The organism is Actinorhabdospora filicis, assembly GCF_030269765.1.
Taxonomy (GTDB): domain Bacteria; phylum Actinomycetota; class Actinomycetes; order Mycobacteriales; family Micromonosporaceae; genus Actinorhabdospora; species Actinorhabdospora filicis.
On sequence record NZ_BSTX01000002.1, the window covers coordinates 573,945 to 591,280 of the forward strand.

Genomic DNA, 17,336 nt, shown 5'->3' on the forward strand with positions numbered 1-17,336 from the left:
GGACAGCAGTGCTGTGTCTGGCGTTCATGATGTGTGCCTTTCATACGGGTTGACCTGCCGCTACGGCAGATTCGGGGTCCGTGGCCCACGCCGTGTCACGCGTTCGGGGTGGGCCACGGAGCGACTCACGGGTGCGTGACACGGGGTGGGCGACGGGGTGGCGGTGGCGGTGGGGGAGCGGTGGACAAGGTGAACGCTGGCTGTTCGCGGCCGCCGAGGACCACGCGGCAGGCGGCGGTGTAGGCCTCCAGATGCGCCAGGTCGTGCTCGCTCAGGTGCGGCAGGGTGTGGCGGGCCAGCAGATGGGCGTCCTCGGGTGAGGTGGTGAAGAAGACCTTCGTGCGGGCATTGGCCGAGATCGCGAACTGGGTCTCCCTGGGCAGCTGCGCCATGTGCTGGTGGGCCAGCACGAGGGAGAGCCGGTAGCCGCGGGCCTCGGCGAGGATCTCGTCGAGGGCGCGGGGCAGGGTCAGGAAGTTGTGGCACTCGTCGATGTAGAGCGTCGCGTCGTGGCGGCGCGCCTCGGGGATGCGCGTGCGCGCGGTGGCCGCCTGCCAGGTGCGGGCGACGATCACCGACCCCAGCAGCCGCGCGGTGTCATCACCGAGCTGTCCTTTGGGGACCCGCACGAGCAGGACACCGCCGTTGAGGATGTCGCCCAGCTCGAACGTCGACTCGCGCACCGCGATGGTGCGCCGCACGAACGGGCGCGTCAGCATCGCCCGAATCCGTGAGGTCACCGGCCCCACCACCTGCGACTGCAGGCCGGGGGCGAGATTGTCGTACCACGACCAGAACCCGCCGAGCCCGGCCGGATCGTCGTCGAGGTCGGCGACGAAGGGGGCGCGGGCGCGCCGGTCCGACAGCAGGATCGGCAGGGCCTCCAGGGTCGCCCCCGGCTGGCGGACGACCGTCAGCAGCGCCGAGCGCAGCACGTCATCGGCGCGTGGACCCCAGTGCCGCTCGAAGATGCGGCGGCAGATCCCGACGAAGTGATCGACGATCAGATCGGGGTCCTCACCGGAGAGCGGATTGATCCCCGGCTGCTCGCCGCGCCCGTCGGGGTCGATGACCACCAGGCGCTCCCCGAGGGCCTCGCGGTCGACGCGGGCGAGGATGTCGGTGACCAGGTCGCCTTTGGGGTCGATGAGCACCACCCCGCGCCCAGCGTGGATGTCGGCCAGCACCTGGTTGAGCAGGAAGGTGGATTTGCCGACGCCGGTGGAGCCGACCACGTGCAGGTGGTGGCGGGTGTCGGCCACGGGGATGGCGACCTTGCGGCCGGTGGCCGCATCGGTCCCCAGGGGTTTGGTGGCGCGGCCGCCGGTGGGCAGGCCGGGCCCGGCGGGCACGATCCTGGCTCCGGCTCGCGCCAGTTGCGGGACGGTGGCGTCCAGCGGCAGATGCGCCAGGATCGCGGCCTCACCGGTGGTGACCAGGGTCCCGGTGTGCATGACGCGGCTCGTGATCGCCCGCCGCAGCCCCGGGTGGCGCCCAGAGCGCTGCATGGGTACGCGTCCGGAGTGGATGCCGAGGGCGGTGCCCAGGGCGTGCGCGAGGGTCTTGAGCCTGGCCTCAGGCCCGGTGCGGGTGGAGGCCACGGCATAGCGCAGCGAGACCTCCAGCATCGGACCCGTCGTGCGCTCGGCGAGGGCCTGCCGCATCCGGCGTTCCGCGGCCGACGGCGGCACAGGTGATGGGCGCCGGGACGACGCTGGCCCGGGCAGCAGCAGATCGGCCAGCATCGACCCGATCCCCACCGACCCTCCCGGGCGCTCGGCGCGCGCCCGCAACCTGGCCACCCGCGCCAACGACGCAGGCCTGGCCACGACTTGGACGACGGCGTGCTCGCCGCGTCCCAGCCCGCTCATCACCGCCAGCAGCGGCCGCACCGGGTCGCCGCTCATGGCCTCCCCGAGACCGAAGGCCCCATCGATGCGCACCGCCCCGCAACGCACCACCGCCCGCGCCGGAAACATCGGCCCCGCCTCCTCACCGGTGACCGCCGCGGCCGGCCACGCACCCCGGATCGCGTCGGCGATCAGCCGCGCCGACAGCGACCGCGGCACCCACACGCGCACATCGAGGACCGGCCCGGCCCAGGCGTACTCGAAGGCGATGTGCGGCTGCCCGAACAGCAGCCGCCGCCACCACGGGCGCGCCAGAGAGGTCATGACGCGAAAGAAGTCACCGGCGCTACCGGGCTCGACATCCGGCGGGGCCTGCACACGCAGCAGCGTCCCCCCAAAGGCGTGGCGTGCGGCCAGGTGACGCCGCCACAGCCCCCAGGCCACCAGCAACACCACCACGACCACCACGGCCGCCAGGACCGGTGGAAGCAGCGGGGAGAGATCGGGCAGAGGCTGCGGGGCCAGCGGATCGGGACTCATCGCGACTCACCCGTGGCGAGCACGCCCGCATCCATCTCCGCGGCACTCGGCGCGAACGCCACATGCGTGGCACCACCCAGCAACAGCGCCTCACCCCGCCGCGCGGTGGCCAAAAACGACCGCTCGGCACCGGTCAGCGCGAACGCACCCGCGACCAGCCCCAGCGTCTGCGGCGCCTGCTGCAACAGCACATGCGTGGCCGCATTGGCGATCACCACCCGCCCCAGCTCACCAGAAAGCATGTCCTCGGCATCCTGCGTCACCACCGTCAGCCCCGCCACGTGCTTGCGCGCCGACTTCGCCAGCCGCGCCAGAAAAGCCGCACCCGAGCGCGTGGTCAGCAACCGCCACGCCTCATCGACGAACACCAGATGCCGCCGCGCATCGGCCGTCGCCCGCCGCCACGCGGCGTCCAGCACCAGCACCGTCGCCACCGCCGACAGCTCATCGGGCAGCGCCGACACATCGAAGACCACCAGATGCCCCTCCGGAGCACGCGTCGTGGCCCCTGAGAACAACCGGCTGAAACCACCGGTCACAAACGGCGCCAGCCGTGCGGCCAACTGCCGCCCCGCACGCTCACCCGAGGCCCCCAACAGCGCATGAACATCACCCATCAACGGCGCAGGACGCCCCCACGTGGCACGGTCGGGACCGATCCCGGCATCGGCGTAGGCGCCCAGCACCGCCGCATCCAGCGCCGCGGCCTCATCACCGTCCAGGTCCTCACCCAGCGCGGTGGCCACCACGGTGTGGGCGAACATCACCCGCCGCGTCAACGCATCCGCCCCCGCCACGGCGGGTAGATCCAGCGGATTGAGGCACGCGTCCTGCTCGCCGACGCCGATGATCGTCCCGTCGAGGGCGCCGGCGAGGGACCGGTACTCGCCCTCGGGGTCGATGACGGTGACGCCGACGCCGCGCATGACCCAGCGGGCGATCTCGGTCTTGGTGAAGAACGACTTGCCCGCACCAGAGCGCGCCACCACCGTCTGGTTGTGATTCGGCTGGGCGAAGCGGTCCCAGATGACCGGTGCCCCGGAGGTGAGGTTGTGGCCCAGCAGCACACCGTCGGCGGCGGGGGCGTCGGCGGTGGTGAAGGGGAACATCGCCGCGACGGTGTCGGTGTCGACCGTCCGCTCGGTGCGCACCCGGTCGACGGCGAACGGCAGCACCGACAGCAGCCCCTGGAGTTGCCTAAACGAGGCCGGGCGGACCATGAGCCCGATCGCGGCCGCCCGTCCCCGCAGGTGCGCGATCGTCTCGTCCAGCTCGGCCTCGGTGCTCGCCGAGACCATGGCGTAGACGGCGAGGGTGAACAGGCGGGTGTCACCTGCGGCGACGCGTGCGGCCAGGTCGGCGGCATCGGCCGCGGCGGCCTCCACATCGGGGTCGTCGAGCTGGGCGTGTTTGAACGCGTACCTGCGCGAGGCCTCCAGCCGGGCCCTCTTGCGGCGAAGCGAGGCCGCGGCGGCCGCGGCCTCTACGGGGACGATGTGCATCGACGTCGACACCAGGCCGGGGGCATCCGATACCGCCGACAGCCATCCGGGTGCGACCTCGGGCGGCAGCCCGGCGATCAGCAGCACCGCGCTGTGGGAGACATCGGCGGCCAGGCGCCGGACGCTCACGGTGACCGCACCGGGCCACATCTCGGGCCTCATGGTGCGGCGAAACGGGATTCTCATGGTCTACTCCATTCGAAGGTCACGGCAGGGATCGGTGAGGGCGTCCAGCAGCAGCAGGACGTCGAGGGCCGACAGGCGAGCGGTCGGCAGGCCGCAGCCGCCGATGACCGCGGCGACCTCGGCGACGCGGCGATCGAGCCCGGCGGTGTCCCCGGCCGCCACGGCGACCAGGACGCGGCGGCGCACCAGCAGGACACGGTCGGACAGGCGCCGCAGATACCCCGCATGCGCCAGCGCGGCCTCCCGCAGCCGGGGCGTGGCCAGCGTGGCGGCGGCCTCCTCGATCACCGCCGCCTGCCCGCCCAGGTCGGCGGGGAAGCTGGTGGACAGGATCTGGATCGGGCCGCCGAGGGCGTGCAGGCCACGGGCGAGTCCGGCGACCAGCGCGTCCTGCTCGCCCGGGGAGCGCAGCGCGAAATTCACCAGCGCAGCGACCTCGATGACCGCGACCAGCCCGTCGGGCCCCAGATCGATGACCCCATCGGCGCGCACACCCCTAGCCGGGGAGCGCAGTAGCCGCGGCAGCACCGGCGCGTCCTCGGCGGCGTTGACCCACGCCGGGGCCGCCGTCACGGCAGTGGCGGCCACCAGGGGGCGGCGGGGCATGCGCACGGCGGCCAGCAGCAGCCGGTCGAGCCCGGCGCCGTCGCGCTGCCCGAAGACCAGCGCGGCCGCTACCAGCAGCAACGGCACCGCCACCACGGCCCCCAGCACGGGCGAGAACGCGCTGAGGCCGCGCCAGGCGAGCCAGGCCGAGACGAGCCCTGCGGCGGCGTAGGCGAGCTGTCTGCCGGTGAGCCCGAGCAGCAGCTTGTCGGACAGATCGATGCGCGGCACCCGCACCGCGCCGGGGATGTGACTCATCGCGAACTCCCAGAAGAAGCGGACGGAGGCAGCGGCGGCGCGGGGGACAGGAACGGTTTGCGCGGCCGGTACTCATCGGCCCCCAGGCGCCGCCTGGGGGTCACCGCGCCGTGCAGGTCCTCCACCGGGACGTAGCGCATCGCCGGATGCGACGGCTCCGAGCTCTCCTGCTGGGGTGCGGCGATCGAGTCGGAGGCCGGAGCCTCGGCCCCGGCCACTGGAGCGGCGGCCGTCGCGGTGGTGGCGCGGGCGGCACGCAGCCCGCCACCGGCCAGGCCGAAGGTCTTGGCGACCAGCAGCCCCCGCACGAACTGCCCCACCGGCCCCAGCGGGTTCCCGCCGATCGGCGCCAGCGCGCGCTTCATCGGAATCGACAGCGCCTTGTGCATCATCAGCAGCAGAATCAGGATCGTCCCGCGCGCGATATAAGGCCCCAGATTCTCCGAGGACGGCACGAGATCCCCGCGCCGGTTCTCACTGAAGAACAGGTTGAACCACAAGACCAGCACCATCGCCTGCGCGATCGCCGAGATGACACACGCGCCCAGCACCCGCCACCACAGCCGTGCGAAGCCCGCGGTGAAGGGGAGGACGTAACTGACGAGCGCGACCGGGGCCACGATCGCCAGCAGCGTGAGCACCAGCGTCCGGAAGACCACACCCAGGATCAGAAACGTCAGCATGATGACGATGCCCAGCAGCAGCGTGATCGTCAGCCACGAGTCGCCCGTGACGCTGCCGGGGCGAACCGAGCCCATGATCGTGCGCCCGACGTCCTCCTCGCCCACGCCCGCCAGCCCGGTGTCCAGGATCGCGTCGATGACGGCGTTGGTGTGCGCGATCGTCCAGGCCAGGACCCGAAGCGACAGCTCCATCCCGATCACGCCCAGCACCACCCGCGGCGCGAGGTCTTTGAGCGTGAAGCGGTTCTGCAGCGTCTCGTGCGACATCAGCCAGAGACCGCCGACGGTCAGCAGCAGCGCGACGCCGCCACGCGCGATCCCGAACGACAGCCCGTGGAATCCCGAGGGGTCGTCGGGGGCCATCAGGTCGAGGGCCTCGGGGCGAAGCTCCAGGGTCTGTTTGCCGACCGCGCCGGTGAGGCTGCGCATGCCCCGTCCCAGCTGTGTGGCGATCCAGCCCTCGATGCCGAAGAAGTCGCCGGCGCAGGTGACCTCCCCGGTCTCCTCGTCGACCACGACGCATTCGTCGTCGGCGTCCATGACGTGGGCGGCCGGGATCAGGTGCGGCTCGATGGCCGGTGCGACCCGTGGCAGCCACCAGGGCACCGCCATACCGAGCGCGATGATGCAGCCCCACCACACCAGCCGGACCACGATGCGCCTGCCGCGGGTGCTCATCGAAACGTCACCACGTAGCTCAGCAGCGCCGCCAGCGCCGGTGCCAGGATCGCCAGCCCGTAGCCGACGGCCGCTGCCCGCAGCCCGGCCTTGGCCTTCTCGGCCTGACCCGGGTCGCCGCCGCCCATCAGGTACCGCACCCCGGCGATGGTCAGCAGCAGCGTGGCCAGGGCGGCCAGCAGCCCGACGATGACGTTGCGGATGTTGGCGATGACGGCCAGCAGCGTCTTCTGCGCCTCATCGCTTTCGGCGTAGCCCGGCGGCGGATCGGCGAGCGCGGCGTCCGCCCGCCCGGTGAGGGCGAGGACCATCGGCACGGCCAGCAGCACCACCAGGACGACGGTGACGGCGCGATCGAGACGCGACCTGCGCGCGGGTGCGGAACTGCTCATGGCGGCACGGACCCTTCCCCGCCGCCACGACCTCAGGTGTGGCGGCGAATTCGGGGCGTCCCGGCGGAGAGTCCGCCGCGGTGCGAGGCCCGCTCACCCCCTTTCGCAGGGTCGGGAATGGACTGGTCGTCGCGGACCGTGGCGGGGGCGGATCCCTTCCGCCGGGACACCCGAGCCGGATCACCGCGACGCTTCCCGCGCCGGGCCCGGCTCACCCCTAAGCACAAAAAACACCCGATTTTTGACACCCATCGCCGGGCACAGCCGGGCACACCCCAGGCACAGGGAACGAAACCCCAGCTCAGCAGGGGTGCTCGTCGCGGCGCGCCGGGTCGGTCAGCCACGCCACCAGCCGCCGCTCGGCCCGCCAGCGCTGCTGGAAGACCGCCTGCGTCGAGCCCCCGGCGGCCCGGGCGACGGTCTCGACGGCCACCCCCTCCAGGCGGGTGCGCCCGATCAGCTCGGCCTCACCGGCGGTGATCACCCCGGTCGCCACCGCCCGGGCCAGCACGACGTCGGGGTGGCGGCACGGCTGCGGGGGAGGGGCCGAGTCGGGGACCGGGACGCGGATGGCCGAGGCGATCCGGTCGGCGCGCACCAGCCGCATCCCTGCGGCGTTCCCGGCCGCCCGCAGCCGCGCGAAGACCCGGCCGGGCTCGTCGAGGTCGACGCCCTGGAGGCCCTCCAGGAACCCGCAGATGATCTCGGAGTTGACGTCGTCGACGTCCAGGCCGGTGTTGGCCACGATGCGCGCGGCCAGCGACCGCAGCGACGGCGCGGCCAGGCCGGCGCACACCAGCTGCCAGACCGCGTCCTTGCGCGCGCGTCCCACCATGTGCGCCCACAGGGCGCCGACGATGCGGCGCGGCGTGGACGCGTCCAGCAGCAGAGCCTCGATCTCGGCGAGCGAGTGGTCGCGTGCGGGCAGGCCGGGCACGTCCCCGGCGGCGATGACGACCTCGGCTGCGGTGATGAGGTGTCGGTAGACCTCGACGAGCCGGTCGATGGCCGGGACGGTGTCGTGATCGGTGAACATGGCGATCCCCCTCGCCCTGCGATGCCGGGCGGGCTGCTCCCGCCGGCGCTGCACTCATCACCCCATTGCGGCGGCACAGTCCGGGCACACGAGCCGGGCCCGTCCACGCCTGAGCGGGGGTCTGTGCCGGGTGTGTGCCTCACCGTTTTCGGATTCTGGGTGATGGATGTCCAGGATTTGTGGCCTGCGTCATGATCACTTGCCCAGTGGATTCTGGACATGTAATGTCTAGGAAGTAACCGGATGAACAAGGAGCACACCATGACCCTGGTCCGCGCAGCCCACGCCGAAGTCCTCGACGCCGACCCCACCAGCGTGATCACCCTGCTGCTCGACCCCCAGCACACCGGAGGCTCCCTGACGTCGAACCGGACCCTGCTCAAGGACGGCAACGCCGGCGCACCGCCCCACCGCCACAGCGGCTCCGGCGAACTCTTCTTCGTCCTGAACGGCTCCCTCGACATGCTCGTCGAAGACGAGATCCACACCCTCGTCGCCGGCGACGCCGTCTTCGTCGCCCCCGGCACCGTCCACGCCTTCGCCTCCACCCCCGGCCACGACGCCGACTTCCTCGTCGTCATCACCCCCGGCAAGCCCCGCTTCGACTACTACCGCCTCCTCGACAAGGTCCACGTCGGCGACGCCACCTGGGACGAGGTCGGCGCCACCCAGGACCTCTACGACAACCACTACGCCGAGAGCGCCATCTGGGCCCAGCGCAACGCCTGACACCGCACATCGCGCTCCCCAACGACACCAGAAGGCCCCGGACCGTTCCCACGGCCCGGGGCCCGGCACACACCCGCGACGTCAGCCCACCCCACAGCGACCCAGCGCCGCACGAAGATTGCCCAGCCCCACCACCCGCTGACGCCCCCGATCCGGCATCTGGTCACCCACCCGCCAGCGCCAAGCCGAAAACAACGCCCAATTCAGCGCACGGCAAAGGTCAACCAGGCCACCGTCGCCACCCGCATAGTGCCCAGCCACCTCCTCGGGCGCATGGGCCAGATCGAACTCCACCGGCCCCCGACAGCACGTGGCCAGATCAACGAACAGCGGCCCCCGGCGCGTATTCAGCAGATTGCCCGAATGCGGCTCACCATGCAGCAACTGCTCACCCGTCGCCCCTGCCACAATCGCCGCACTCAGCTCACGCAACACCCCGGACAGGAAGTAACGCTCAGGCCCAGGCAACTCCGGCGACCGCACCAGGTCGGTCACCTCGGCCAGCGCGATCGCGACGCGGTCCGTGAAATGCGGTGCGTCCAGCTCGACCTTGCGCAGCGCGGCATGGTGCCGCAGGAACACCTCGGCATACCCCTTCGGCGCGACCTGGCTTGCGAGCGGCTCGAAGTAGGTCCACAGCGAGATCGCGAAACCGTCACGCACAAAGACCCGCGGCTCCACCCGCGGATCGAGCTCGCCCACCGGCGCACCGACATCGGTGAGACGCCGCGCGACCTCCACCTCGAACTCCGAACCGGACAGATCCGCCACGGGCGCGACCCGGGCCAGGACCTCGCAGCCGACCAGGCGCAGCGCGACACGATCGGAATCGTGGACGACGACCACATCCTCGACCCGAAGACCCCACTCAGATGCCGTCGCCCGTGCCGCCTCAACCGCGCGGCGCAGTTCTGCTGGCTCCATACCGTCCTCCCTCAGGTGACGGGCACCTGCGCGCCAAGGGCGGCGGCGGTGCCCGAATCAGGCGATGAGCATCGCAGGACGCGCCCGCACAAACCCGGGATTATCAGCAGCGCGGAGCAAGCCCCGCCGCGCCGAGACCCATTCCGCCGCCGTCAGGATGTCCTCGACCAGGACGCGCTCGCCCTCGGTGAGCCTCGGCAGGCGGGCATCAAGGTCAGCGAGCGCGGCACCGTAGCCCGGGCCGATTGTGCGACCCAGTCCCGGTCGTACCAGCGCCATGCCTCCTGGAGCCGGACCCCCACGTCCGTGAGGAGCGGGGCCCGCCGGGTTCTTCGGCCCTGCGTTCGGCCGGGTGACCCTCACGTTCATGGGGAGCGGACGGCCCCGGCCAGTACCGGCCGGGGCGACCCCTTCGACAGGTCTAAACGCACTCGTCCCGTGCTTCCCAGTACCGCCACTGCTCTTGGAGCGGCACCGAACTGGGCAGTCCCCCGGTGCTCTCGGCGAAGTCGCGGGCGAGTGCGAGAGCGTCCTGCATCGGGATGGTGCCCCAGAACTCCACAGGCGCGTCCCCGTCGGAGAACGGCTCATCGGTGGGCTCGAACTCCACTGGCAGCCAGGTTTCGTAGTCGGCGTGGAACTTGATCCCGGCGCGGTCGCCAGCCACATCGAGGCCGAGTTGCATGAGCCCGCAGGCCTCACCAGCGTCGTCGTAGCGCCACAGGTTCACGATCGGGCGTGGCCACTCCATCTCGGCCGCGCCTGCGAGGATCGCCGGCCCGAGGACGGCGGGGTCTGTCACGGTGATCTCGGTGTGTCTGGGGCGCTTGATGACGATCATCGTTTCCTCCCGACGGCCACGAGGCGCCCACCGCCCGGCCAGTAGATTGTCATGGTATTCCCTGGTCCTAGGTATTCCTCCAGCAGGCGGATGCAGCCCAGGACGTTGCCCCCGCAGGGTCCCGTCGGGTTGTTGATGATCAGGCTGCTGTGCTTGATGCGCCCGGTGTGCTGCCCGGCGGCGGCCTTGGTTTCGACGTGCGTCACATCATCGGGGTCCCACATGCTGGCGGCGTGGTGTGGATCGACGAAGCGGGTGGCGATCTGCCGCCACAGCTCCACCGCCGCCAGCCAGTCGGTGTCGTCGGTGACCCCTGTCCGGTCGAGCTGGCGGCCGGACGTGATGAACTTTGCGCGATTACCCACCCGGAACACGCCAGTGGTCCGCCCGTCGGTCCCCATCGGGCCGATCGCGTCGAGGTCACGTTGAACGCGTTCGTCAGTGAGCACGGCCTCGAAGAACTGGCGGCGCTCGTCGATGTCGAGTTCGCGGAGCGCTTCGGCGAGGTCCTGGGCGTCGGCCACCTCCAGCACCTGTGCCGGCGGGGCCGGTTCGGGGCGGGAGATCGGGCGTTTGGAGGGGTGGGTGCGTGACGCGGAGCCGACGTCGGATCCGGCACCGATCGCCCCGAGGTACACGTCGAGGTCGTCGACGGCGCCGCGCAGCGCCAGGAACGGCGGCCGGGACAGGCCGTGTGCGTGGTCGGCCGCAGCCACAGCGGTTTGTAACCCGGGGTGTGGCCCGGCCAGCGCGGCCATCTGGTCACGGGCCGCACGCAGTTTCTCGGCGGCACGGACGACGTATGTTTGTGCCTCCCCGAGCATGCTCTGCCCGGCGCGGATCCGGTCGGCCAGGCTCCGGATGCTCAGATCGTCGCCCACGTCGCCTCCTTGACGGGGATCCTGCCGCCGAGGAGCTGATCGTTGTCAGCGGCCTCGCAGACCCGCTCCGACAGCGCGACGGGCGCCTGCACCGCCGACGAATCCGGCACCGCGTAGGCGGAAACGAGCTGCCCCTTGCGGGCACGGACGCGCGCGATCCAGTCGGCCGCCAGCGGCACCGAGCCCTCCCACAGCACACCACCGGGCTGGCGGAGCCCGACGAGATCCTCGCCGCCGGAGACCTTCGCTACCACCAACGCGAACAGATCGAGCATGCCGCCGCTCTCCAGGTCGCTCATGATGCGCCACCCCCACATGGGACCTCCCCTGAGGCGAGCCGCGGCGCCAACCGCGACCCGCCCTCGCCCGCGGTCTCCACGGCGGCCGAGTCCCCCGGGGAACTGGGCGGGGAAACGCGCGTCGCGACGGCCTCAGCGAGCATCGCGAGGGTTTCGCGGTTGTACCAGGAACGGCCGGGATACGCCGACCAGATGCGAGGCATCGGGGCACCGCAGATCCCGACCCGCCCGAGGAGGACACCTGCGTCGACCAGGTACAGATCGACGACCCTCGGGAAGGCGCCACGCTCACCACGGACCTCGATCTCGGCTGCGGCAAGACAGCCGTAGAAGAACCGGCCGAGGACCTGGGTGCTCACCGAGCGCTCCCGGTCATCGCGACGCGCCGGACGACGGCGGGCACGACCAGCCCATCGAGGCACGGGCTCGGGCCGCCACAGGAGCAGACCCGGACGCGGACGAGCTCGCCGCGCCGACGCTCGTAATGGTCCACCGGCAGGTGATGCTGCATCATCACGACCTCCTGAGTCGAGGGCCCGCTCGCCAGGAGCATCAGGAGACGAGCAGCCCTCCGTAGTTGAAGGCCCGGCACCGACTCACCCGACAAGACTGGGTCCGGCACCGGCCCCTGAGGGCGCGCCCTCTCTGTAAATCCTGGTCGAACGGCGGGCGGCTGGGGAGGAGCGAACCGGTGCCAGACCTATGTCAAACCCGTGCCAGACCGACCACAGTGGGTGGTGTGACCTGAGGCACCATGGAAAAGTCATCACCGGACAGACCGAGGTGGACTGATGCGCCGGACACTGCTGATCGCGGCCCGCGAACACAAGGGCTACAGCCAGGCGGACATGGCCAAGGCGCTCAAGACCGCGCTCCGGACCTACGTACGGTGGGAACACGGTGAGGTCACTCCCCAACCGCACCACCGCGCCGCGCTTCGAGACCAGATCGGTGTCGACGACGCCGAGCTGACCCGGATCCTGGCGCACATCGAGGACGAGGAAGGTCTCGTGGATCGCCGCGAACTCCTCGGCGCGGGCTTCAGAATCGGCGTCGGGGCCGCCATGTTCGCCACCGCGCCCCGCCGCGTCGGACGCTCGGAGATCGCGCGCGTGACCGACACCGCAGCACTGATCACGCGCTGGTCCCGGGAATACGGCGGCGGCGGGATGCCACCCGAGATCATGGACGCACACGTGCGCTGGGCCGCCGGACTCCTCCACACCTCCGTACCAACACCCCTACGCGGCCCCCTCTTCTCGGCCGTCGGCTACCTGTGCGCCTTCGCGGGATTCAGTAGGTTCGACGCCTACGACCACAGGCAAGCCCGCCAGTTGTTCGCCATCGCCCAGCAGTGCGCCGAGGAAGTCGGCGACTGGTCCCTACGCGCCCGCGCGCACGGAATGGCCGCCCGCCAGGCGATCTGGATCGGCGACCCCGACACCGGCCTGACCCATGTCGAACTCGGCCTCGTACGATCCGACCGGATCACCCCAACAGAGGTAGCCGCCCTGCACACGCTGCGCGCCAGAGCCCTCGCCCGCCTCAGGCGCGTCGAGGACGCCCGCGAGGCGACCGGAGCGGCCGACACCGCCTTCGCACGGCGTTCCCCCGGCGACGCGTCACCGATGGCCTACTACGACGAGGCACAACACCGCGGTGACACCGGCCACGCACTCGCCGACCTCTCCCGCATCGGCGCCCCCACCGACGCCGCAGAGCGTCTGGCGTACTCCGTGCGACACCACCCGGCGGGAACGGAACGCGCCCGGGTCATGAGCCAAGTCGAGCTCGCCGACCTGCGTCTGTCCACAGGGGAGCCTGAAGCCGCCGTCGAGGCAATCGAGATCGCGCTGCCCGGCGCGGCGGAGCTGCGCTCGGCACGGACCCGGGACCTTCTCCAGCGGGTCCAGCGCCGGGCGATCGCCGCCCCTGACGGGCGCGCGGTGACCGCGCTGCGTGAGCGCCTGGCCGCGCACTTCGAGGCGGCCGCGTGACACCGGACGACGTGCTCGCCACCGCGTGCCAGGACGTGGGTCTCGAGGCAGCTCGCACCGAGCTCATCCGCGCCGGCGAAAACACGATCTACCGGCTACCTGGAGGGATCGTCGCCCGGGTGACCCGCGCTGGGCAGGTCGCCATCGCCCACCGCGAGGTGGCCGTCGCCGGCTGGCTGGCCGCCTCCGGCGTCCCTGCCGTCCGCCCGGCCGATCTGCCCGTCTCCATCGTCGGCGAGCACGCCGTGACATGGTGGCAAGACCTCGGCCCGCACGCCCGCGGCGACCTCAACGACCTCGCCGACCTACTGCGCCGACTCCACGCCCTCCCGATCCCAGCGGACCTCGACCTGCCGCCGCTGGCGCCATTCACCCGCCTCCTAGACCGGATCGAAGCCGCCGAGCTCCTACCTGAGGACGGCCGGGCGTGGCTCCTCGACCGCGCCGCCGAACTCCGCGAGGCGTACCAGGCCCTCCCAGACGGGCTCGCAGCCTGCGTGGTCCATGGAGACGCGTGGCGCGGCAACGTCGCGGTCACGACGGAGGGTCCGGTCCTGCTGGACCTGGAGCGGACCACCGTAGGCCCACCGGAGTGGGACCTGGCGAGCGTAGGGGTCTCGCACACGACGTCCGGACTCCTCTCACACACCGAGTGGACGGCGTTCTGCGAGGCGTACGGGCACGACGTCCTGGACTGGCCGGGCTACCCGGTTCTGGCCGGAATCCGCGAACTGAGGAGGACCACCTTCGCGTGGCAGGCCGCGTCGAGCGGTCCGGAGGCACTCGCCGAAGCGCGGCTGCGGCTGGAGTGCCTACAGGGCAGGCACGGGCCGCGACCGTGGCCGTGGGCGTCGCTGGGGTAGAGGGGCTGTGCACAGTGTCAAATCGAGAAGATCTTCTGGGTGAGTGACTCCGGTATACCGGAACCCGGTTGGGTGGCGTGCGGTTGAACTCGGTAAGCGTTGGTTTATTCGCCTCGCCTGTCAACTCGAACGGCCCCGGGGACTGTCACACCGGGGTAGCCGTGGATCTGGAGGGTTTTTGGGTGACCCCCACGTCCGTGGAGAGCGGCACATCTGGGCCAGGCGCCGGTAGTGGCGGAACGGGTGACCCCCACGTCCGTGGGGAGCGGCTGTGCGGGGACCGTTCCGACACCGTGGCGGCCGGGTGACCCCCACGTCCGTGGGGAGCGGGTCGCCGGGGTCGGCCAGGTGGTAGCCGTCGTCGGGTGACCCCCACGTGCGTGGGGAGCGGCCGGCGCCTGGTGGGGATGGGACTGCCCTCAGCGGGTGACCCCCACGTCCGTGGGGAGCGGGTTCCCGCCGGGGTCGATGCCCTGCGCAAGGCCGGGTGACCCCCACGTCCGTGGGGAGCGGTCGAGCTGGGCCTGGTCCTGGCCGGGGTCCTGCGGGTGACCCCCACGTCCGTGGGGAGCGGTCATCGACACCGCCAAGTTCGACTCTCCGTACCGGGTGACCCCGCGTCCGTGGGGAGCGGACGCGGCCACCGCCTCGCCCAGTTCCGGCTCGCGGGTGACCCCGACGTCCGTGGGGAGCGGCGGCGATGCCCAGGTACACACCCCCCGAATACCGGGTGACCCCCACGTCCGTGGGGAGCGGACGGACGGCACCCGGCCGGGTCGAGCCCTTGTCGGGTGACCCCCACGTCCGTGGGGAGCGGCCCCGGGAGGGTGGGAGCGCACCGGCCACTCCCGGGTGACCCCCACGTCCGTGGGGAGCGGCGCCGGATGGTCCGTGTGCGGCACACGGTGGCCGGGTGACCCCCACGTCCGTGGGGAGCGGGACGCGGCCAGGGCCGCGGCGTACTCGGGGGACGGGTGAGCCCCACGTCCGTGGGGAGCGGGCGTCGATGTCGAACTGCACGATGGCGCCGGCCGGGTGACCCCCACGTCCGTGGGGAGCGGCCGCCACCGGCCTCCACCGCGTCCGTCCCGGCCGGGTGACCCCCACGTCCGTGGGGAGCGGACGGCCGGACAGCCCCTCAAGGTCGCGGAGCGCGGGTGACCCCCACGTCCGTGGGGAGCGGTGGACGTCGGTGGGGGTGGGCGTGGGGGTCGGCGGGTGACCCCCACGTCCGTGGGGAGCGGCAGCGATGGGGGTCCCAGCAGGAAGGCGCAGCCGGGTGACCCCCACGTCCGTGGGGAGCGGGCGTGCGCGGCGATCGGGGCGAGCCTGGGCAACGGGTGACCCCCACGTCCGTGGGGAGCGGGCCACCTCGACCAAGTGCCGAGCCCGGCGCGGCGGGTGACCCCCACGTCCGTGGGGAGCGGGCGGATGGCCGCGGGCTCAAGCCGCCGGGCCGCGGGTGACCCCCACGTCCGTGGGGAGCGGGCGGCCTCGCGGGTTCCGGCGCCGGTCGGCGCCGGGTGACCCCCACGTCCGTGGGGAGCGGCGGCCGCACGGCGTCCGCGTGCTCTCCTCGTCCGGGTGACCCCCACGTCCGTGGGGAGCGGCCGTTGATGAGCGCGGCTTTCATCGGCCTGCGCGGGTGACCCCCACGTCCGTGGGGAGCGGTCGGTGAGCACGTAGTCCACCGAGCCGTAGAGCGGGTGACCCCCACGTCCGTGGGGAGCGGGGCGAGAGCCTGATCAGCCACCATCCCGCCCGCGGGTGACCCCCACGTCCGTGGGGAGCGGCCATCCCGGCAAGTTCACTCTCTGTAACTAGCCGGGTGACCCCCACGTCCGTGGGGAGCGGCGGCCGCGGGTCAACTCGACGTAGGCGGCGTTCGGGTGACCCCCACGTCCGTGGGGAGCGGACGGGTATGTGATGGGCGCGCTGTCAAAGAATCGGGTGACCCCCACGTCCGTGGGGAGCGGTTCTTCGCCGCGACCTGCTCAGCCGCGATCGCCGGGTGACCCCCACGTCCGTGGGGAGCGGTCTCCGACATCGAGCGCCTCGCCGAACTGCCCCGGGTGACCCCCACGTCCGTGGGGAGCGGCACACCATGCCGGAGACACCGTCGATCGTGAACGGGTGACCCCCACGTCCGTGGGGAGCGGCGCTGCGGGCGCCCAACTGGCACCCGTGTGGGCGGGTGACCCCCACGTCCGTGGGGAGCGGTAGACGGAGGCGAAACCGGCGGCGGTTAGGGTCGGGTGACCCCCACGTCCGTGGGGAGCGGGTTGGCGAAGCGGTCACGCACGGTCTGCGGGTCGGGTGACCCCCACGTCCGTGGGGAGCGGAACGGCCTCGGACAGACCACCTACACCCCCCACGGGTGACCCCCACGTCCGTGGGGAGCGGGCGGGCGGTGGGGGGGAGGTTCATGTCGTGTCCGGGTGACCCCCACGTCCGTGGGGAGCGGGAGCGCTGGGTCCGGCCGCACCTCACCAAGTCCGGGTGACCCCCACGTCCGTGGGGAGCGGTCCTCAGCCTCGTACCAGTACAAGGCGAGTTCCGGGTGACCCCCACGTCCGTGGGGAGCGGGGGCCCAAGGAGCGTCACTCATCCGTGCTCTCCGGGTGACCCCCACGTCCGTGGGGAGCGGCGAAGGAAGACCGGGACCAATGGCGCGCGATCCGGGTGACCCCCACGTCCGTGGGGAGCGGGTTGTCGAGTTCAGCGGCGGTGGCCAGACATGCGGGTGACCCCCACGTCCGTGGGGAGCGGGAGCAGGTCATGTCCGCCGATGAGGAGGACCGCGGGTGACCCCCACGTCCGTGGGGAGCGGGGCATGTCAACCCGACGCCGTTGCGCCGTGCGCGGGTGACCCCCACGTCCGTGGGGAGCGGTCGCTGCTCAGGTCGCATCCAACCATGGATGGCGGGTGACCCCCACGTCCGTGGGGAGCGGGATACCTCAGGCGATGGCACACACTGGAGCCACGGGTGACCCCCACGTCCGTGGGGAGCGGCTCGGCCGCCGCTGGCCGGGCGCCAGGAACAACGGGTGACCCCCACGTCCGTGGGGGG

The 17,336-nt window shown here is 72.0% G+C and carries 15 protein-coding genes and 2 CRISPR repeat arrays; of the genes, 3 read left to right on the top strand and 12 right to left on the bottom strand.

Translation table 11 applies throughout. The features are described 5' to 3' along the window. Nucleotides 1-125 precede the first annotated feature (125 nt). The 6 genes from QSK10_RS15385 to QSK10_RS15410 form a co-directional block, all read right to left on the bottom strand. The gene (locus tag QSK10_RS15385) at nt 126-2,390 is read right to left on the bottom strand and encodes a TraM recognition domain-containing protein (RefSeq protein ID WP_285663490.1); all 2,265 of its coding nucleotides are present in this window, start codon (nt 2,388-2,390) and stop codon (nt 126-128) included. Then, nucleotides 2,387-4,078 carry a VirB4 family type IV secretion system protein gene (locus QSK10_RS15390; protein WP_285663491.1) on the bottom strand — a complete coding sequence of 564 codons (1,692 nt, stop codon included), beginning with the start codon at nt 4,076-4,078 and terminating at the stop codon, nt 2,387-2,389. Before QSK10_RS15390 ends, QSK10_RS15385 begins: the two co-directional genes overlap by 4 nt. Nucleotides 4,079-4,081: 3 nt before the next feature. Then, complete coding sequence (locus tag QSK10_RS15395) at nt 4,082-4,942, bottom strand: PrgI family protein (RefSeq protein WP_285663492.1); 861 nt, start codon at nt 4,940-4,942, stop codon at nt 4,082-4,084. Next, nucleotides 4,939-6,303 (bottom strand): hypothetical protein, encoded by a 1,365-nt coding sequence (locus tag QSK10_RS15400; RefSeq protein WP_285663493.1) that lies wholly within the window; start codon nt 6,301-6,303, stop codon nt 4,939-4,941. The genes QSK10_RS15395 and QSK10_RS15400 overlap by 4 nt, the downstream gene beginning before the upstream one ends. Next, complete coding sequence (locus tag QSK10_RS15405) at nt 6,300-6,695, bottom strand: hypothetical protein (RefSeq protein WP_285663494.1); 396 nt, start codon at nt 6,693-6,695, stop codon at nt 6,300-6,302. Before QSK10_RS15405 ends, QSK10_RS15400 begins: the two co-directional genes overlap by 4 nt. Before the next feature lie 301 nt (nt 6,696-6,996). Then, nucleotides 6,997-7,731 carry a hypothetical protein gene (locus tag QSK10_RS15410; protein ID WP_285663495.1) on the bottom strand — a complete coding sequence of 245 codons (735 nt, stop codon included), beginning with the start codon at nt 7,729-7,731 and terminating at the stop codon, nt 6,997-6,999. A 261-nt stretch (nt 7,732-7,992) separates the two neighbouring features. Between QSK10_RS15410 and QSK10_RS15415 the strand changes: the two genes are divergently transcribed. Beyond that, a complete protein-coding gene (locus QSK10_RS15415; protein WP_285663496.1) occupies nt 7,993-8,460 on the top strand; it encodes a cupin domain-containing protein in 468 nt (155 codons plus the stop codon). Nucleotides 8,461-8,541: 81 nt separating this feature from the next. Here QSK10_RS15415 and QSK10_RS15420 read toward each other — a convergent pair whose 3' ends face one another. The 6 genes from QSK10_RS15420 to QSK10_RS15445 form a co-directional block, all read right to left on the bottom strand. Continuing rightward, nucleotides 8,542-9,384, bottom strand: a complete 843-nt coding sequence (locus QSK10_RS15420; RefSeq protein WP_285663497.1) for a phosphotransferase family protein — start codon at nt 9,382-9,384, stop codon at nt 8,542-8,544. Nucleotides 9,385-9,441: 57 nt separating this feature from the next. Further along, complete coding sequence (locus QSK10_RS15425) at nt 9,442-9,663, bottom strand: hypothetical protein (protein WP_285663498.1); 222 nt, start codon at nt 9,661-9,663, stop codon at nt 9,442-9,444. Between the two features lie 142 nt (nt 9,664-9,805). After that, the gene (locus tag QSK10_RS15430; RefSeq protein ID WP_285663499.1) at nt 9,806-10,225 is read right to left on the bottom strand and encodes a hypothetical protein; all 420 of its coding nucleotides are present in this window, start codon (nt 10,223-10,225) and stop codon (nt 9,806-9,808) included. Next, nucleotides 10,222-11,106, bottom strand: coding sequence for a DddA-like double-stranded DNA deaminase toxin (locus QSK10_RS15435; protein ID WP_285663500.1), 885 nt, complete (start codon nt 11,104-11,106; stop codon nt 10,222-10,224). Before QSK10_RS15435 ends, QSK10_RS15430 begins: the two co-directional genes overlap by 4 nt. Next, the gene (locus tag QSK10_RS15440) at nt 11,091-11,405 is read right to left on the bottom strand and encodes a hypothetical protein (protein ID WP_285663501.1); all 315 of its coding nucleotides are present in this window, start codon (nt 11,403-11,405) and stop codon (nt 11,091-11,093) included. Before QSK10_RS15440 ends, QSK10_RS15435 begins: the two co-directional genes overlap by 16 nt. Nucleotides 11,406-11,760: 355 nt before the next feature. Next, nucleotides 11,761-11,919, bottom strand: a complete 159-nt coding sequence (locus QSK10_RS15445) for a hypothetical protein (RefSeq protein ID WP_285663502.1) — start codon at nt 11,917-11,919, stop codon at nt 11,761-11,763. A 277-nt stretch (nt 11,920-12,196) separates the two neighbouring features. On the opposite strand from QSK10_RS15445, the gene QSK10_RS15450 reads away from it, so the two are divergent. Both QSK10_RS15450 and QSK10_RS15455 read left to right on the top strand, forming a co-directional pair. Further along, nucleotides 12,197-13,402, top strand: coding sequence for a helix-turn-helix domain-containing protein (locus QSK10_RS15450; protein ID WP_285663503.1), 1,206 nt, complete (start codon nt 12,197-12,199; stop codon nt 13,400-13,402). Between the two features lie 119 nt (nt 13,403-13,521). Next, a complete protein-coding gene (locus QSK10_RS15455; protein WP_285663504.1) occupies nt 13,522-14,265 on the top strand; it encodes a phosphotransferase family protein in 744 nt (247 codons plus the stop codon). Nucleotides 14,266-14,444: 179 nt separating this feature from the next. Next, nucleotides 14,445-14,840: a CRISPR direct-repeat array (repeat unit 29 nt; unit sequence CGGGTGACCCCCACGTCCGTGGGGAGCGG). Between the two features lie 91 nt (nt 14,841-14,931). Continuing rightward, nucleotides 14,932-17,278: a CRISPR direct-repeat array (repeat unit 29 nt; unit sequence CGGGTGACCCCCACGTCCGTGGGGAGCGG). The last annotated feature ends 58 nt before the right edge of the window (nt 17,279-17,336 follow it).

What these genes read in the sequence shown, in the direction of transcription:
- QSK10_RS15385 (WP_285663490.1), bottom strand. Translation starts at nt 2,390, where the DNA reads ATGAGTCCCGATCCGCTGGCCCCGCAGCCTCTGCCCGATCTCTCCCCG.
- QSK10_RS15390 (WP_285663491.1), bottom strand. Translation starts at nt 4,078, where the DNA reads ATGAGAATCCCGTTTCGCCGCACCATGAGGCCCGAGATGTGGCCCGGT.
- QSK10_RS15395 (WP_285663492.1), bottom strand. Translation starts at nt 4,942, where the DNA reads ATGAGTCACATCCCCGGCGCGGTGCGGGTGCCGCGCATCGATCTGTCC.
- QSK10_RS15400 (WP_285663493.1), bottom strand. Translation starts at nt 6,303, where the DNA reads ATGAGCACCCGCGGCAGGCGCATCGTGGTCCGGCTGGTGTGGTGGGGC.
- QSK10_RS15405 (WP_285663494.1), bottom strand. Translation starts at nt 6,695, where the DNA reads ATGAGCAGTTCCGCACCCGCGCGCAGGTCGCGTCTCGATCGCGCCGTC.
- QSK10_RS15410 (WP_285663495.1), bottom strand. Translation starts at nt 7,731, where the DNA reads ATGTTCACCGATCACGACACCGTCCCGGCCATCGACCGGCTCGTCGAG.
- QSK10_RS15415 (WP_285663496.1), top strand. Translation starts at nt 7,993, where the DNA reads ATGACCCTGGTCCGCGCAGCCCACGCCGAAGTCCTCGACGCCGACCCC.
- QSK10_RS15420 (WP_285663497.1), bottom strand. Translation starts at nt 9,384, where the DNA reads ATGGAGCCAGCAGAACTGCGCCGCGCGGTTGAGGCGGCACGGGCGACG.
- QSK10_RS15425 (WP_285663498.1), bottom strand. Translation starts at nt 9,663, where the DNA reads ATGGCGCTGGTACGACCGGGACTGGGTCGCACAATCGGCCCGGGCTAC.
- QSK10_RS15430 (WP_285663499.1), bottom strand. Translation starts at nt 10,225, where the DNA reads ATGATCGTCATCAAGCGCCCCAGACACACCGAGATCACCGTGACAGAC.
- QSK10_RS15440 (WP_285663501.1), bottom strand. Translation starts at nt 11,405, where the DNA reads ATGAGCGACCTGGAGAGCGGCGGCATGCTCGATCTGTTCGCGTTGGTG.
- QSK10_RS15445 (WP_285663502.1), bottom strand. Translation starts at nt 11,919, where the DNA reads ATGATGCAGCATCACCTGCCGGTGGACCATTACGAGCGTCGGCGCGGC.
- QSK10_RS15450 (WP_285663503.1), top strand. Translation starts at nt 12,197, where the DNA reads ATGCGCCGGACACTGCTGATCGCGGCCCGCGAACACAAGGGCTACAGC.